The 14,881-nt window shown below is 69.4% G+C and carries 16 protein-coding genes; 13 read left to right on the forward strand and 3 right to left on the reverse strand.

Translation table 11 applies throughout. The features are described from left to right. The first annotated feature begins 86 nt into the window (after positions 1 to 86). Positions 87 to 1,319 (forward strand): metallopeptidase family protein, encoded by a 1,233-nt coding sequence (locus FL344_RS29415; protein WP_194863302.1) that lies wholly within the window; start codon positions 87 to 89, stop codon positions 1,317 to 1,319. 5 nt (positions 1,320 to 1,324) lie between these two features. Next, complete coding sequence (locus FL344_RS29420; RefSeq protein WP_141620877.1) at positions 1,325 to 2,512, forward strand: class I SAM-dependent rRNA methyltransferase; 1,188 nt, start codon at positions 1,325 to 1,327, stop codon at positions 2,510 to 2,512. 19 nt (positions 2,513 to 2,531) lie between these two features. On the opposite strand, the gene FL344_RS29425 is transcribed toward FL344_RS29420, so the two are convergent. Beyond that, positions 2,532 to 3,029: a caib/baif family protein gene (locus FL344_RS29425; RefSeq protein WP_194863303.1), complete on the reverse strand. Its 498-nt coding sequence runs from the start codon at positions 3,027 to 3,029 to the stop codon at positions 2,532 to 2,534. Between the two features lie 16 nt (positions 3,030 to 3,045). Beyond that, a complete protein-coding gene (locus FL344_RS29430; RefSeq protein WP_141592985.1) occupies positions 3,046 to 3,528 on the reverse strand; it encodes a hypothetical protein in 483 nt (160 codons plus the stop codon). 130 nt (positions 3,529 to 3,658) lie between these two features. On the opposite strand from FL344_RS29430, the gene FL344_RS29435 reads away from it, so the two are divergent. The 4 genes from FL344_RS29435 to FL344_RS29450 all read left to right on the forward strand — a co-directional run bounded on the left by FL344_RS29435 (position 3,659) and on the right by FL344_RS29450 (position 8,353). Continuing rightward, a complete protein-coding gene (locus tag FL344_RS29435) occupies positions 3,659 to 5,734 on the forward strand; it encodes an ATP-dependent helicase (protein WP_141592964.1) in 2,076 nt (691 codons plus the stop codon). A 213-nt stretch (positions 5,735 to 5,947) separates the two neighbouring features. Beyond that, positions 5,948 to 6,394, forward strand: a complete 447-nt coding sequence (gene rplM / locus FL344_RS29440) for a 50S ribosomal protein L13 (protein WP_026114188.1) — start codon at positions 5,948 to 5,950, stop codon at positions 6,392 to 6,394. Positions 6,395 to 6,408: 14 nt separating this feature from the next. Next, positions 6,409 to 6,810: a 30S ribosomal protein S9 gene (rpsI, locus tag FL344_RS29445; protein ID WP_141592965.1), complete on the forward strand. Its 402-nt coding sequence runs from the start codon at positions 6,409 to 6,411 to the stop codon at positions 6,808 to 6,810. Between the two features lie 133 nt (positions 6,811 to 6,943). Then, positions 6,944 to 8,353: a type IV pilus twitching motility protein PilT gene (locus tag FL344_RS29450; RefSeq protein WP_141620879.1), complete on the forward strand. Its 1,410-nt coding sequence runs from the start codon at positions 6,944 to 6,946 to the stop codon at positions 8,351 to 8,353. A 49-nt stretch (positions 8,354 to 8,402) separates the two neighbouring features. Here FL344_RS29450 and FL344_RS29455 read toward each other — a convergent pair whose 3' ends face one another. Beyond that, positions 8,403 to 9,140 (reverse strand): hypothetical protein, encoded by a 738-nt coding sequence (locus tag FL344_RS29455; RefSeq protein ID WP_194858573.1) that lies wholly within the window; start codon positions 9,138 to 9,140, stop codon positions 8,403 to 8,405. 35 nt (positions 9,141 to 9,175) lie between these two features. Here FL344_RS29455 and FL344_RS29460 point away from each other — a divergent pair, with 35 nt between their 5' ends. The 7 genes from FL344_RS29460 (at position 9,176) to FL344_RS29490 (ending at position 14,858) form a co-directional block, all read left to right on the forward strand. Continuing rightward, positions 9,176 to 9,682 (forward strand): regulatory protein RecX, encoded by a 507-nt coding sequence (locus FL344_RS29460; protein WP_141620880.1) that lies wholly within the window; start codon positions 9,176 to 9,178, stop codon positions 9,680 to 9,682. A 10-nt stretch (positions 9,683 to 9,692) separates the two neighbouring features. Next, complete coding sequence (locus FL344_RS29465) at positions 9,693 to 10,469, forward strand: outer membrane protein assembly factor BamD (RefSeq protein ID WP_194863304.1); 777 nt, start codon at positions 9,693 to 9,695, stop codon at positions 10,467 to 10,469. Continuing rightward, positions 10,466 to 11,170, forward strand: a complete 705-nt coding sequence (locus FL344_RS29470) for a hypothetical protein (protein ID WP_141620882.1) — start codon at positions 10,466 to 10,468, stop codon at positions 11,168 to 11,170. The genes FL344_RS29465 and FL344_RS29470 overlap by 4 nt, the downstream gene beginning before the upstream one ends. Before the next feature lie 39 nt (positions 11,171 to 11,209). Then, entirely contained in the window at positions 11,210 to 11,932 is a 723-nt protein-coding gene (locus FL344_RS29475) for a lipopolysaccharide assembly protein LapB (protein ID WP_011552090.1), read from the forward strand. A 5-nt stretch (positions 11,933 to 11,937) separates the two neighbouring features. After that, the gene (locus FL344_RS29480; RefSeq protein ID WP_141620883.1) at positions 11,938 to 12,876 is read left to right on the forward strand and encodes a DUF4388 domain-containing protein; all 939 of its coding nucleotides are present in this window, start codon (positions 11,938 to 11,940) and stop codon (positions 12,874 to 12,876) included. Between the two features lie 63 nt (positions 12,877 to 12,939). Next, on the forward strand, positions 12,940 to 13,998 hold the full coding sequence (selD, locus tag FL344_RS29485) for a selenide, water dikinase SelD (RefSeq protein WP_141592971.1): 1,059 nt from the start codon (positions 12,940 to 12,942) through the stop codon (positions 13,996 to 13,998). A 50-nt stretch (positions 13,999 to 14,048) separates the two neighbouring features. Beyond that, positions 14,049 to 14,858, forward strand: a complete 810-nt coding sequence (locus FL344_RS29490) for an N-acetylmuramoyl-L-alanine amidase (RefSeq protein ID WP_141592972.1) — start codon at positions 14,049 to 14,051, stop codon at positions 14,856 to 14,858. Positions 14,859 to 14,881: the final 23 nt, after the last annotated feature.

Raw genomic sequence — 14,881 nt, forward strand, 5'->3', positions numbered from 1 at the left:
GGCGGGTGGGTGTCCGGTCGCATCAGCAAGCGGGCGTGCACGTCTCGGCTTCCCGGCCACGGGGGGATGCCGTACCCTGGCGGCCCATGTCGCGGCGCGGTCTGCTCGCCTTCTGTCTCCTCATTGCTGCCTGCAAGCGCGGGCCCCTGGCCGCTGAAGCGCCGGACGCGTCCTGTCCGGCCGTGCCCGCCCTCAGCGCGCCTGGCGCCGGGGCGCCCACCGCCAGCGTGCGTGCCGCACCGCCCCCGGAGGACGCCACCCACCGGATACAGCCGCTGGCCGTGTGCCGCTCGGACGGCGCGGCCCCGTTGGATGCGTCGCGTCGCTACTTCGAGGAAGGCCGCTTCGAGGAAGCGCTGTCCTGCGCCGCCCAGGCCGCCGCGCTGGAGCCGGACCTGGCCGCCGCCCACGCGGAGCGCGGCGTGGCGCTGGCCGCACTGGGCCGCGAGGCAGAGGCGCAGCTCGCCTACGCGCGGGCGCTCGCCATCGACCCGGGGGACCCGTCCGCGCTTCTGGGCTCGGCGCACCTGTACGCGGTGCAACTGTCCTCCACCCGGGAGCGGGACGAGCTGGGCGCCCTCTACGCCGAGCGCGGCCTGTCCCAGCCCAACACGCCCCCGGAGCTGATTCCGCACCTCGCGCTGGTGGCCGCCATGGCCTTCAATGATTTGGGACAGGCGGAGTCCTCGCTGGCGCACTCGGCCATCGTCCTCGCGCGCAACCCCGGCAGCCGCGAGGCCCTCTACGAGCGCGCCCTGGCCCTCTTCGAGCTGTGCCGCTTCCGCGAGGCCCGCACCGCCTTCACCAGCCTCGTGGACGACCCGGAGCGGGCCGCGCACGCCCATCACCATCTGGGGCTCCTGTTGGAGCGCGAGGGCAAGTGGAAGCAGGCGCAGGGCCACTTCGACAAGGCGCGCTCGCTGGCGCCGGACGACTTTCCCGAGCCGCCGCTGCCCGCGGAGGAGGACTTCCGCGCCGAGGTGGTGAGGGCCGTCGCCGAGCTGCCCAAGGACATGCGCGGGGACTTGGACGGCGTGCCCGTCACGGCGGAGGAGCTGCCCGCGGACGCGGACCTGCTGGCCAACCAGCCGCCGCTGTCACCCACGATTCTGGGGCTGTTCCGGGGCCCGCCGCTGGCCGAGCCCTGTGACGGCTCCGAGGTGCCGTGCCGCTCCGTGGTGCTCTACCGCCGCAACCTGGCGCGCGCCGCCCGGACGCCCGAGGAACTTCGCGAGCAGATCCGCGTGACGTTGCTGCACGAAATCGGGCACCTTCGCGGCGAGGACGACGAAGAACTGGCCGCTCGCGGCCTGGAGTGAGCCTGATGCCCCCCCATGCAGCCCTGCCCGTCGCGCGCGTCACCCCCAAGGGGGCGCGCTCGCTGCGGCACTTCAATCCCTGGGTGTACCGCACCGAAATCGCCGCCCCGCCCGACGTGAAGGGCGCCGGCGCCGTGGTGCTGGTGGTGGACTCCCAGGGCAATCCCATTGGCCAGGCGCTCTACGCTCGCCGCTCGCCGCTGGCGCTGCGCCTGCTGACGCGCAAGGGGCCCGCCGAGGAGCCGGTGGACGACGCCTTCTTCCGTCGCCGCCTGGAGGCCGCCCTGGCGCGCCGGGCGTACCTGTCCGGCCGTGACGGGCTGCGGCTGGTGCACGGCGAGGCGGACCAGCTCCCGGGCCTCTTCGTGGACCGCTACGGCAAGGGCCTCACGCTCCAGACGCTCTCCGAGGGCATGGACGCGCGCAAGGAGACGCTGGCGAAGATGCTGGTGGAGCTCACCGGCGCCACCCACGTCATGTGCCGGGACGACGCCTCCGGCCGTGACTTCGAGGGCCTGCCCCGCGAGGCGCGCCTGCTGCACGGGGAGGGCGCCGCGCGCTTCACCTACCACGAGGGGGAGAACCGCTTCGAGGTCGACCTCCAGGGCGACATGAAGACGGGCGCCTTCCTGGACCAGGTGGACAACCACCTGCGGGCCGGGGAGCTGGCGCGCGGCGACGCGCTGGACCTCTTCAGCTACCACGGCGGCTTCGCGCTCTCGCTGTCACGCACCTGCACGTCCGTGCTGGCGGTGGAGCAGGATGAGAAGGCCGCCGCGCGCGCCAAGGCCAACGCCGAGGCCAACGGCCGCGCCAACGTCACCGTGGAGAACGCCAACGCCTTCGACGTGCTGCGCCACTTCGACACCAGCGGGCGCCGCTTCGACACCGTGGTGTTGGACCCGCCCGGACTGGCCAAGCGCCGCGAGGGCCTAGCCACCGCGCTGCGCGCCTACCACGAGCTGAACCTGCGCGCCTTCCGCTGCCTCAAGCCGGACGGGTTGCTCGTCACCTGCTCCTGCTCCGGCAAGCTGGACCGCGCCGCCTTCGAGGAGATGGTGCTGGCGGCCGCCGCGGATGCGAAGCGGCCGGTGCAGATTCTGGAGCGGCGGGGCGCGGGGTTGGACCACCCGGTGCTGGCCGGGCTTCCGGAGACGGAGTACCTGAAGGCCCTCTACGTGCGCGCCCTCTAGCGAGGGGAGGGGCTGGGGCCTATGGAATCCCCAGCTCCTTGCGCAGCCGGCCCACGATTTTGAAGTACTCCGTCCGTGGGAAGGGGACGTTGAGGATGTGGAAGTCCTTCTTCGCCAGGCCCACGCAGCCGAAGCAGTAGTTGCAGTCCTGCAGGTTGCGGCACAGCACCAGGTACGCGCTGGAGGAGCAGTTCTCGCTCTGGACGCAGTACGCGCAGGCGTTGCAGCTCTTGCAGTCCACGCAGTGCGAGCAGTTGTTGCACAGCTCGCACCGGGTGCAGTGCGTGCAAGAGAAGCAGCTGTCGCAGTCCTTGCAGAACATGCAGTTGGCGCAGCGCTGACAGCCCTCGCACGCGTAGGAGCCGGGGTTGCCCGGGTCGGACGCGAAGCTCTTGGCCAGCTTCTGGAACTGCTCCAGGAACTCCCGCTTGCCCAGGGTGGACACCAGCTCCCGCGCCGCCTTCTCCTGCGCGACCTGGTCCGCCTTATCGGGCCGCGTTCCTTTGTCCTTCACCACCTGGGACACTCCTTCATCAGTTCGGACCGGGCCTCAGGCGAGCCAGTCCCGCAAGGTCGATGCCGCGCGCCACCCGGCGCACCTCCACCGTACCCGGAAATCCCCGGCTGGTGACGGCAACCACGTAGCGCCCCCCCACAAGGAGGTTCGCTTCGGCCACGGACTCCTCCGCGTCGTACCGCACGAAGCCCACGGCGTCGTCCAGGTGGATGGGGGCGGACGGGTCACTGGCCGCCTTGCCCCGGGAGCGGTCGGCGGCCTCCTGGATGGCCTTGCCAATGCGCTCGCCCATGGTGGTGTCCACGATGCGCACCTTCACCTCGCGTCCCTCACCCCGGGTGTAGAGCCGCTCGGCCTCGGAGACGGACACCTCGCCGTACTTCCCGGTGGAGCCCTGGGTGTGCGCCACGGTGAAGCCGTCCAGCCGTTCTGGAAGGAAGGGCGCCAGTTGCTTGAAGTACACGCAGGGCGCGCTCTCCGCCGACACCACGGGTTCCACCTCCGGGGACGAGCCGGACTCGCCGAGGCAGCCGGTGGTGCCCAGGACGAGTGCGAGAAGAGCGCCAGAGCGCCTGGGGAAAAAAGAGTCGCGCACGAACGAATCAAAGGGTATCCCCGCCCCGCGCGCAATGGACCTCTCGAAGCTCAATCCTCCGCAGCGCGAGGCCGTGGTGACCCTGGAGGGACCGCTCCTCGTGCTGGCAGGCGCAGGCAGCGGCAAGACTCGCGTCATCACCCACCGCATCGTTCACCTGCTCAACGAGCGGCCGGGCCTCATCATGGCCCGCAACATCCTGGCGGTGACCTTCACCAACAAGGCCGCCACGGAGATGAAGGAGCGCCTGGTCCACATGGCGGGACCTCGGGCGCAGGGCGTGCTGGTGTGCACCTTCCACGCCTTTGGCGCGGAGATGCTCCGCGAGGACATCCACCGGCTGGGGTGGCCCAAGAAGTTCGCCATCGCCGACATGGGCGACCAGCTGGCCAACATCCGGCGCGCCATGCGCGAGCACAAAATCGACGACCGCTCGTTCGACGCGCGCAAGGTGCTCAACCTCATCTCCAAGGCGAAGAACTCCGGCAAGGCGCCGGAGCCCAAGCCGGAGGGGATTGGGGATGATTACGACCTCATCACCCACATGGTGTACCCGGACTATCAGCTGTCGCTGAAGGCGCAGGGGTCGGTGGACTTCGACGACCTGCTGCTGCTCCCCGCGCGCCTCCTGCGCGAGCACCCGGACCTCTACGAGAAGTACACCAAGCGCTTCCGCTACCTGCTGGTGGACGAGTTCCAGGACACCAACACCGCGCAGCTGGAGCTGCTGAAGCTGCTGGCGGGCCGCTCCCGCAACGTGTGCGCGGTGGGTGACGACGACCAGTGCATCTATTCGTGGCGGGGCGCGGAGGTGCGCAACATCCTCGACTTCGACCGCCTCTTCCCGGGAGGGAAGGAGGTCCGGCTGGAGCAGAACTACCGCTCCGTCCAGACGGTCCTGGACGCGGCCAACGCCGTCATCGCCAAGAACCCCGAGCGCAAGGCCAAGCAGATGTGGACCGACCGCACCGGGGGCACGAAGGTGAAGGTGGTGACGTGTCCCAACGACGAAGAGGAGGCCCGCTTCGTCGCGCACGAAATCCAGAAGCACATGGCCCTGGGCATCTCCGCGGACGACATCGCCGTGCTCTACCGGACCAACGGCCAGTCCCGCCCCATCGAGGAGATGCTGCGGGAGAAGAACATCGGCTACGAGGTGGTGGGCGGCAGCGAGTTCTTCGACCGGCGCGAGGTGAAGGACGTCATCGCGTACTTCAAGGTCATCGTGAACAAGCTGGACGAAATCTCGCTCCTGCGCATCGTCAACGTGCCCTCGCGCGGCATTGGCGACGTGACGATGGAGCGCCTCAACGTCCACGCGCGGGGCGAGGGCGTCACGCTGTGGACGGTGATGAAGAAGGCCACCGACTACGAGGACCTGCCGCCTGGGGCCGGGGCCCGGGTGATGGAGTTCGTGGACCTGGTGGAGCGCTACCGCGCCGCGTACGAGCACGGCCAACTGGCCAACGTGACGCGCAAGCTGCTGGAGGAGATTGGCTTTCGCGAGGCCACCCGCGCCCACGCCACCAGCGCCACCGCCGCGGACAAGAAGCTCAAGGGCGTGGACGGCGTGCTCAACTCGCTGGAGAACTTCGAGAAGCGCGAGGGCCCCAAGGCCAGCCTGCCCACGTACCTCAACCGCCTGAGCCTGGACACCCGGCAGGAGGAAGAGGAGGTGCCGGGCGCCAACCGCCGCGTCACCCTGATGACGGTGCACGCCTCCAAGGGCCTGGAGTACCGGCTCGTCTTCTTCATCGGCATGGAGGAGGACCTGATGCCCCACGGCGGCATGCAGGGCGAGGCGCAGAACCTCGAAGAGGAGCGGCGCCTCTGCTACGTGGGCATCACCCGCGCCAAGGAGGTCCTCTACCTCACCCGCGCGGCCACCCGCGTGAAGCGCGGCAAGGAAGTGCCCCGCACGCCCTCGCGCTTCCTGGAGGACCTGCCGCCGGAGGTGATTGAGGTCGTGGAACTGGACGCGCCGCGTCAGGGGCCTCCCACCACGGAGGAGAAGAACTTCTTCGCCAACTTGAAGGAGCGCTTCAAGAAACCCGCGATTCCGGGAACGCCTCCGGGTGGCACCGGGCCGTCTGGAGGAGCAGCCAGGTAGGTGTCCGCCTCCTGAAGGGGGCGTCCTGGCGGGCGTGATCGGGGAATCCGGACGTCTGGTGCGGTGTGACCTTGACTTGATCCGCCACACCCACTAGGACGGTCGGCCTTTCCGGGCCTCCGTGAAGTTTCACGGTCGACCCGCGGTTGATTAAGCACGAGCAGCGGTCCCTGGAATGCACACGGCGGCCGCGAGAAGTCTGGAGTGCACGAAATGTCGCAGAAGACCTACAGCGCGAAGGCTGGGGACATCAAGCGCCAGTGGCACGTCGTTGACGTGTCCGACAAGGTGCTGGGCCGCGCGGCGAGCCAGATTGCCACCCTGCTGAAGGGCAAGCACAAGGCCATCTACACGCCGTCCATTGACACGGGCGACCACGTGGTCGTCATCAACGCCGAAAAGGTGAAGGTGACGGGCACGAAGGAGCAGGACAAGATGTACTACCGGCACCCGAACGCGGGTTTCCCGGGCGCCCTGAAGATCACCAACCTGGAGAAGCTCCGCCAGCGTCACCCTGAGGACATCATCATCAACGCCGTGCGGCGCATGCTTCCGCGCAACGCGCTCGGCCGCCAGATGATGACGAAGCTGAAGGTCTACGCAGGTGACACGCACCCGCACGCGGCCCAGAAGCCTGCCGCGTTCGAGGTCGAGGCGTAAGGGAGATAACGTCCATGCCCATCAACCAAGAGCTCGGTTTCTACGCCACCGGCCGCCGCAAGGAGGCCACCGCCCGCGTCTGGATTCGTCCTGGCACTGGCCTCGTCACCATCAACGGCCGCGAGCTGAACGCGTACTTCGGCCGTGAGACGTCCAAGATGATCCTCAACCAGCCCCTCGAGATCCTCGAGCAGAAGGGCAAGGTTGACGTGACGGTCAACGTCAAGGGTGGCGGTCTCTCCGGCCAGGCCGGCGCCATCCGTCACGGCATTGCCCGTGCGCTGTGCTCCTTCAACCCGGAGTTCCGTCCGGCGCTGAAGAAGGCCGGCTTCCTCACCCGCGATGCTCGCGCGGTCGAGCGCAAGAAGTACGGCCAGCCGGGCGCGCGTCGCCGGTTCCAGTTCTCCAAGCGCTAAGCGACTCGCTCAGCAGCTGGGTTGTCCTCACACGGCGGGGGTCCTCATCCGAGGGCCTCCGCCGATGTGTTTTCGGGGTCCATCACGCCCCATCGCATGCGTGCGCGAGCGTCTGGTAGGATTTGCGCCGCTCATGGAACTCAACGAGATCCTCCAGATCGCCCTGCGCGGCGGTGCCTCCGACATTCATCTCAAGGCAGGCCTGCCGCCCATGTTCCGCGTGGACGGCTCGCTGGTTCCGCTGAAGGACGGCCGCCGCCTCCCTCCCGAGGAGGTGGCGCGCATGGCCTTCGGCATCATGAACGAGTTCCAGAAGGAGAAGTTCAAGGGGAGCAACGAGGTGGACCTGGCCTACGGCGTGCCGGGGCTCGGGCGCTTCCGCGTGAACGTCTTCCAGCAGCGTGGCACCGTGGGCGCCGTGCTGCGTGTCATCCCCTTCAAGGTGATGACCATCCAGGACCTGTTGCTGCCCCAGATTCTCGCCAAGATTTGCGGTGAGGAGCGCGGCCTGGTGCTGGTGACGGGCACCACGGGCTCCGGCAAGTCCACCACGCTGGCGGCGATGATCGACTACATCAACGCCAACGAGACCAGCCACATCATGACGATTGAGGACCCCATCGAGTTCCTCATTCGCGACAAGCGCTCCATCGTGAACCAGCGCGAGGTGGGCGTGGACACGATGACCTTCGCGCAGGCGCTCAAGAGCGCGCTGCGGCAGGACCCGGACGTCATCCTCGTGGGCGAAATGCGGGACCACGAAACCATCGAAACGGCGCTTCACGCCGCGGAGACGGGCCACCTGGTGATGTCCACGCTGCATACGCTGGACGCGACGGAGACCATCAACCGCATCGTCTCCGCCTTCCCACCGCACCAGCAGAAGCAGGTGCGCCTCCAGCTGGCCAGCGTGCTCAAGGCCGTGGTGTCCCAGCGTCTGGTGCCGCGCGCGGACGGCAAGGGTCGCGTGGCCGCCGTGGAAGTGCTGCGCGTCACGGCCCGCGTCCGCGAGATGATTGAAGACAAGGACCGCACGAAGGAGATCCACGACGCCATTGCCCAGGGCACGGACACGTACGGGATGCAGACCTTCGACCAGTCGCTGATGAGCCTGGTGCGGCAGGGGCTCGTCACCTACGAGGAGGCCCATCGGCAGGCCACCAACCCGGACGACTTCGCGCTGCGCTTCTCCGGCATCAGCGGCACGTCCGACTCCAAGTGGGACAACTTCGATTCGAAGCCCGGGGAGTCGCGGCCCATTCCTGGCTCGTCCGCCTTCGCGCAGAAGGGGGCGCCCACGGCTGTCGCGGCGCCGCAGGCCGCGCCTGCTCCGGCGCCCATGGCGCAGCCCATGCGTCCGGTGGCTCCGGCAGGCCAGCAGATGCGCCCGGGAGTGCCGCCGCCGCAGGCCATGCGTCCGGGGGCTCCGGCCGGCGCGCCGGTGGGGCGTCCCATGGCGTCTCCCGCCGCGCGCCCGCCAGCGCCCGCTCCGGCACCCGCCCCGGCAGGTGGGGACGACGACTTCCAGATCGAGCGCTTCTAGCGGTTCGCGGCGCCCACCCGGAAAGGGCAGGGCGCCCGTGCCGCGGCTGCTACGCGTCGTCCTCACCCAGCAGGGCCCGCAGGCGGGACAAGCGGATGGGGCCGACGAGGCCCTCCTTGGACAGCGCCTGGAGCAGCTGCGCGGTCGCCTGCACCTTGGCCTCCTGCTCCTCCTCGGGCCGGTCCACCACCTCCGCGTCGAGCACGGCCTCCATGTGCTCCGGGTTGATGGGCGCGGGCCCTTCCGACCACGCGATGTCGAAGAGGGCGCGGGCCATGCCCTCACGCACCTTCCGCTCCGCGTCGTTGGCGGCGGCCTTCACGAACGTGAGGAAGAGCGCGTCCACCGCCTCCTTGGTGAGCGCGGCCAGCGCGGGCACCTCGCCCAGCGCCTCCTTCACGTATTCGCTGTCGAACGCGTCCACGTCCTGCTCGTAGCCGAAGGCCTCCTCCAGGAGGATGGAGGCCAGGAACGCGTCCGTCTCCTCCGGACTGGCGCCTTCCTCGGCCAGGGCCTCGCGGGCCTTCTTCGTGGGCTCCGCCAGGGTGGCGTCCTGGTCCAGCGCGCGGACCGCGGCGTGAGCGGCCAGCAGCACCAGTGACGCCTGGGCATCGGTGGAAAGGGTGCGGCCGCCCACGCCCAGCAGCACGGACTTGTGCTTCGGGTTCGCGGAGGCGGCGTCGGTGAAGGCCTGCTCTTCCACAGAGAGGTCTCCGCCCGACTGCTGCTTGAGGAGCGTCTCCCGAGCGGCATCGGCGGCGAGGAAGCGGGCGAGTACGGGGTGCATGGCCGGGCCTGTTACCACATGCTAGGTATCCCGCCATGCATCCGGAGGACGAAGGGCCCGACGCTGTTCGCCGTGCCACGGACGCGTGCCTGAAGCTCCTGTCCATGCGCGGGCGCAGTCGCCGCGAACTGGAGCAGGCCCTGGCCCGGAAGGGCTTCACCGAAGCGGTGTGCGAGGCCGCGCTCACTCGCGTGAGGGCCTGGGGCTACCTGGACGACGAACGCTTCGCGCGCGAGCGGGCCACCCTGCTCCTGGGCCGAGGCCGGCTGGGGCCGGAGGCGGTGGCGCACCGGCTGCGGGCTCACGGGCTGGAGGAGGGGACGGCCCAGCAGGCCATCTCCGAGGCGAGCGACGCGGTGTCCTTCGACGCGCTGGCCACGGCGCGGGCGGTGCTGGAGAAGCGGGGACTGCTCGGCCGCCCGCTGGGGGCCAGGGAGCGGGCCCGCGCAGGCCGGCTCCTGGACAGCCGGGGCTTCTCGGAGGACGTCATCTACCGGCTGCTCGGAGAAGCTTCGCTGGACCCCTCGGGGCCGGAGGAATAGCGTGGTGGGGATGCGTTCCGCCGTCGCCTTTCTGTCCGCCTTCCTGCTGTTCGGTACCGGGTGTGCGTCCCTCACGCAGGGCCAGGCCGGTGAGCCTGACTATGCCGCCGTCGCAGATGAGAACCTGCGGCTCGGCTCCGAGGCCCTGGAGAACAAGGACTTCTTCCGCGCCCAGAAGTACTTCGAGTACGTCCGAACGAAGTTCCCGTACCAGGAGGCCGCCCGCGAGGCCGAGCTGAAGCTGGCCGACGTGGACTTCGAGCGCGAGGCCTTCCCCGAGGCCAAGGAGCAGTACCAGGCCTTCATCAAGCTCTACCCCACGCACGCCAAGGTGGACTACGCCGCCTTCCGCTCCGCGATGACCCACGTGCGGGCCTACCCCTCCGAGTTCTTCGCCCTGCCGCCGTCCCGCGAGAAGGACCAGGGCGAAATCCGCTCCGCGCTGGTGGCCATGGAGGAGTTCCTGCGCCAGTACCCCCAGTCTCAGTACGTGGCGGAGGCGAAGACGCAGCGGGAGGACGCTCGGCGCCGGCTCGCCTCACACGAGCTGTACGCGGCCCAGTTCTATCAGAAGCGTGAGCGCTGGAAGGCCGTGGCCCAGCGCCTGGAAGGGCTGCTGCGCCGCTACCCGGGCACGGAGTACGAGGAGGAGGCCCTCTTCGACCTGCACGACGCGTACGTGAAGCTGAATGACACGCAGAAGGCGCAGGACACGCTGCGCCAGGTGCTGCGTCGGCTGCCGGGCACGCCCGCCGCGGAGCGCGCCCAGCGTATGCTGGGCTCGTGAGAACGACCCAGGACTGGAGCCGCCTCGGTGGCGGCATCATCGTCATCCTGGCGCTGGGCGCCACCCTGGCCCTGTTCGTTCCCCGCTTCCTGGGCGCCGCGGCCGGCCCGGAGCTGGAAATCATCACCGCGCTCAAGGCGACGGAGTCCAGCGGCCTGTCGCTGCCCGTCCCGGGCGCGCCGGGGCCCCTGACGTCCCGGCAGCACCGCTTCGCCCGCATCACCGTCAACGTGGCGCCCGGAGGTCAGCGGGCGGAGGCGCAGGCCACGCTCGACTTCGAGGGCGCCCTGGGCGACACCCGGGTGGGCACGGCGGGCGTGGAGCGGGTACCCTTCGTGGTGCGAAACGGGTCCTGGGTGCCGGAGACGACGGCGGCGCCCCGGCTCCAGGCGGTGGTGACGGCCCTGGAGTTCCGCCGCAGGGCGCTGCAGGCGGCGGACGCGGAGTCCCTGGGGCGGCTGGCGGGACCGGGCACGCCCGGAGTGGGCGGGCCGGAGTGGGAGCAATTGCGCCAGGTTCGGGCGCGGGGTTACCAGGCGGAAGCGTGGTACGTCCGGCTGGAGCGGGACGATGCGGTGGTGACGGAGCATTGGCGCCTTCAGGGGGCGCTGCCGGCGCGGCCGGTGGATACCCGGGGCCAGCGGCAACTCTCGTTGTCGCTCAGCGGTGATGAATTCTTGTTTTCTCCCAGCCTCATGTAGGCTGGACGTCTCGGAGGCAGGGCCCTGGCGGGCCGATTCATGGACGAGCCCCTCAAGCAGCTACTGACCCTCGGGCGCGGCTACTTCGAGAAGAAGCAGTACGCGCAGGCCGAGCAATACCTCGCGAAGATCGTCGAGCAGAATCCGACGTTCGCGGACGTGTTCAACATGCTCGGCATCATCTACCACGACCAGGGGCAGTTCGCCCGGGCGCAGCGCGCGTTCGAATCCGCGCTGAAGCTCAACCCCGCCTATACCGAGGCGGCGCTCAACCTGGCCGTCATCTACAACGACATGGGGAAGTACGCCGAGGCGAAGGAGGTCTACCAGGCCGCCCTCTCCCAGCAGAAATCCGGCCCGGACGAGCTGGACCCCTACGTGGAGAAGAAGATCGCCAACATGTACGGCGAGATTGGCGACGTCTTCGCCTCCAGCGGCGTGTGGGCCAAGGCCATTGAGGAATACCGGCGCGCGCTCGCGCTGTGTCCTCAGTTCGTGGACATCCGCCTCAAGCTGGGCAACGCCCTGCGCGACGCGGGGGACAACGCGGCGGCCCTCATCGAATACGAGCAGGTCATCGCCCAGAACCCGGCTTTCATCCCGGGGCACATCCAGTATGGAGTCGCGCTGTACTCGGCCGGGCGGCGGGCGGAGGCGGTGCAGGTCTGGGAGGACGTGCTGGTGCGCAGCCCCGGTAACAAGAGCGCGCAGATGTACCTCAACCTGGTGAAGGACCCCGGCAAGGCGGAGCAGGCTGGCTGACGACCATGGACACCCAAAAGACCTACGCCCTCAAGTTCATCTCAGGGAAGTACCAGGGCGGCGAATTCCCGCTGAAGGCGGACAAGCAGATCGTCATCGGCCGCTCCAGTGAGCTGGACATGGTGCTCGTGGAGGACATGGTCTCCCGCAAGCACGCGCGCATCAGCTTCTCCGATGGGAGCATCACCATCGAGGACCTGGGCTCCACCAACGGCACCTTCGTCAACGGTGAGAAGGTGAAGCAGTCCCGCCTGAAGGAAGGGGACCGCATCCTCATCGGGACCTCCATCCTCAAGCTCGTGCACCAGGGCGCCGAAGGCGCCAGCGTGGACGAGGGCACCGCCCGGCTGAAGCTGGAGGAGGCCGCCGCGGCCCAGGCCGCGCGGACCACCAACAAGGCCAGCTCCATGACGGGGAAGATTGAGGAGATTCCCCTCCCGGACCTGCTCCAGCTGTTCCACACGTCCAAGAAGAACGGCGTGCTGGTGGTGCAGCGCAGCGACCAGGAAGGGCGCATCTACCTGCGCCAGGGCCGCGTGTACTACGCCGTCATCGGCGAGAACCACAACCTGGGGCCGCAGAAGAGCTTCAATCGCATCATCACCTGGGAAGAGGGCGACTTCGAGCTGCGCCCGGCGGAGAACCAGGAGTTCATGGTGGAGCTGGACTCGTCCACCGAGGCGCTCCTCATGGACGCGCTCCGCCAGCTGGACGAAATCAAGCGCCTGCAGCCGAGCCTCCCGACGGCGGATGCCTCGTTGGCGCTGGCCTCGCCGCTGACGCCGCCGCTCAAGGAGCTGGCGCCGGAGCTGCTGGACGTGCTGCAACTGGTGCACAACTACGGCACCCTGAGCGCAGTGATGGACCACGCGGACGCGGACGACGTCGTCACCGCCGAGGCCGTGGTGCAACTGCTCAAGCGGGACTACATCCGAGCGACCTGAGCGGTGAACGGGCCGGGCCCTTTCGGGGGCCCGTGCCAGGACGGCGAGGCGTGGGGAGCGGGCATGGCGGAGAAGAAGACGGACAAGGTGAAGCGCCTCACCGAGATGAGCCACTGCGCGGGCTGCGCGGCGAAGCTGCGGGCCTCGGACCTGGCGCAGGTGCTGGGAGGGCTGAAGTCCACGAAGGGCCCCCAGGCGCTGGTGGGGTTCTCCACGAATGACGACGCGGCCGTGTACCGGCTGGCGCCCGGCATGGCGGTGGTGGAGACGGTGGACTTCTTCCCACCGGTGGTGGACGACCCGTTCCAGTTCGGAGCCATTGCCGCGGCGAACGCGCTGTCGGACATCTACGCCATGGGGGCGCGGCCGCTCTTCGCGCTCAACCTGGTGTGCTTCCCGGACGAGCTCCCGCTGAAGGTGCTGTCGAAAATCCTGGCGGGCGGCCAGTCCAAGGCGGACGAGGCCGGCATCCCCATCCTGGGCGGCCACAGCATCCGGGACTCCGAGCCGAAGTTCGGCATGGCCGTCACCGGCGTGGTGCACCCGAAGAAGGTGCTCACCAACGCGGGCGCGAAGCCGGGGGACGTGCTCTTTCTCACCAAGCCCCTGGGCTCGGGCATCGCGACCACCGCCATCAAGCGGGGCGTGGCGTCCAAGCAGTTGGCGAAGCGGGCCCTGGGGGTGATGACGACGCTCAACCGGGCCGCCGGCGAGGTGTTCGCCTCCGGGAAGTTCAAGGTGAACGCCCTCACGGACGTGACGGGCTACGGCCTGTTGGGGCACCTGCTGGAGATGATGACCGCGGCGAAGGCGCGCGCCACGCTGGACCTGGAGCGCATCCCGCTCATCGCCGAAGTGCCCGCGCTGGCGGAGGACGGCGTGGTGCCCGGTGGTACGAAGTCGAACCTCGCCCACGTCCACAAGAAGGTCCGCTTCCCCGAAGGACTGCCCGAGTGCATCCAGTGGGTGCTCGCGGACGCGCAGACCAACGGCGGCCTCCTGGCCAGCGTCCCCGCACGTCAGGCGCTCAAGGCGCTCAAGGCGCTGGAGGCGGCCGGCGTGGACGCGGCGCTGATTGGTGAAGTCCAGGCGGGGAAGCCGGGCATCGACGTGGTGGGCTGAGGCCCGGATTTCGCGCTGGCGGCCGGGCTCCGCTAGCATGCGGCCCCAGCATGCCGTCGCCGCGCCGCCCCCTCCTCGGCCTCCTGTCCCTGCTCTGGCTGCTCCCCGTCATCGCCGGGGCGGCAGAGCGTCCCGCGCGCATCATCATCGACCCGGGACACGGTGGCGCGAAGGAAGGCGCCAGGGGCCCCGGCAAGCTGCGGGAGAAGGACGTCGCGCTCCAGATTTCGCTCCGCCTCCGGGACAAGCTCGAGGCCGCGGGGGGCGACGTGTTCCTGACGCGCGAGCACGACACGCTGGTGTCGCTGACGGAGCGCGTGGCGTGGACCAATGACCACGCGCCCGACCTCTTCATCTCCATCCACGCCAACTCCATGCCCACGAAGCGGATGCGCGCGCGCACCGAGGGCGTGGAGACGTACTTTCTGTCCGCCAGCGCCTCGGGTGACGCCGCGCTCGCCGTGGCGGACCGGGAGAACGCGGAGGCGCCCATGTCGCGCGCCGCGCGGACGGACTCCACGCTGGCCTTCATCCTCCAGGACCTGGCGCGCACGGAGGCGCACGCGGATTCCTCGCGCCTGGCCTACGCCATCCACCCGCGCCTCGTGCGCGGCACCCGCGCGGTGAACCGGGGCGTGCAGCAGGCGCCCTTCTTCGTCCTCTCCGGCGTGGAGTGCCCGGCCGTCCTCGTGGAGGTGGGCTACATCTCCCATCCCGTGGAGGGGCCCCGGCTGGGCCGGCCGGAGTACCAGGAGAAGCTGGCCGAGGCGATTACCGAGGGCGTGCTGGCCTTCCTCAAGGAGACGCGCCGCCGGGACGCCGCCCGGGGGACCGAGGTGGCTGGCCCCGTGTCGCCCTGAGTGCAACGGCGCCAAGGCAATCG

Origin of the sequence: Myxococcus sp. AB036A, assembly GCF_006547355.1 — a bacterium.
GTDB lineage: Bacteria > Myxococcota > Myxococcia > Myxococcales > Myxococcaceae > Myxococcus > Myxococcus virescens.

Coding starts and splice junctions, on each gene's coding strand:
- FL344_RS29415 (WP_194863302.1), top strand. CDS start 87: ATGTCGCGGCGCGGTCTGCTCGCCTTCTGTCTCCTCATTGCTGCCTGC.
- FL344_RS29420 (WP_141620877.1), top strand. CDS start 1,325: ATGCCCCCCCATGCAGCCCTGCCCGTCGCGCGCGTCACCCCCAAGGGG.
- FL344_RS29435 (WP_141592964.1), top strand. CDS start 3,659: ATGGACCTCTCGAAGCTCAATCCTCCGCAGCGCGAGGCCGTGGTGACC.
- rplM (WP_026114188.1), top strand. CDS start 5,948: ATGTCGCAGAAGACCTACAGCGCGAAGGCTGGGGACATCAAGCGCCAG.
- rpsI (WP_141592965.1), top strand. CDS start 6,409: ATGCCCATCAACCAAGAGCTCGGTTTCTACGCCACCGGCCGCCGCAAG.
- FL344_RS29450 (WP_141620879.1), top strand. CDS start 6,944: ATGGAACTCAACGAGATCCTCCAGATCGCCCTGCGCGGCGGTGCCTCC.
- FL344_RS29455 (WP_194858573.1), bottom strand. CDS start 9,140: ATGCACCCCGTACTCGCCCGCTTCCTCGCCGCCGATGCCGCTCGGGAG.
- FL344_RS29460 (WP_141620880.1), top strand. CDS start 9,176: ATGCATCCGGAGGACGAAGGGCCCGACGCTGTTCGCCGTGCCACGGAC.
- FL344_RS29465 (WP_194863304.1), top strand. CDS start 9,693: ATGCGTTCCGCCGTCGCCTTTCTGTCCGCCTTCCTGCTGTTCGGTACC.
- FL344_RS29475 (WP_011552090.1), top strand. CDS start 11,210: ATGGACGAGCCCCTCAAGCAGCTACTGACCCTCGGGCGCGGCTACTTC.
- FL344_RS29480 (WP_141620883.1), top strand. CDS start 11,938: ATGGACACCCAAAAGACCTACGCCCTCAAGTTCATCTCAGGGAAGTAC.
- selD (WP_141592971.1), top strand. CDS start 12,940: ATGGCGGAGAAGAAGACGGACAAGGTGAAGCGCCTCACCGAGATGAGC.
- FL344_RS29490 (WP_141592972.1), top strand. CDS start 14,049: ATGCCGTCGCCGCGCCGCCCCCTCCTCGGCCTCCTGTCCCTGCTCTGG.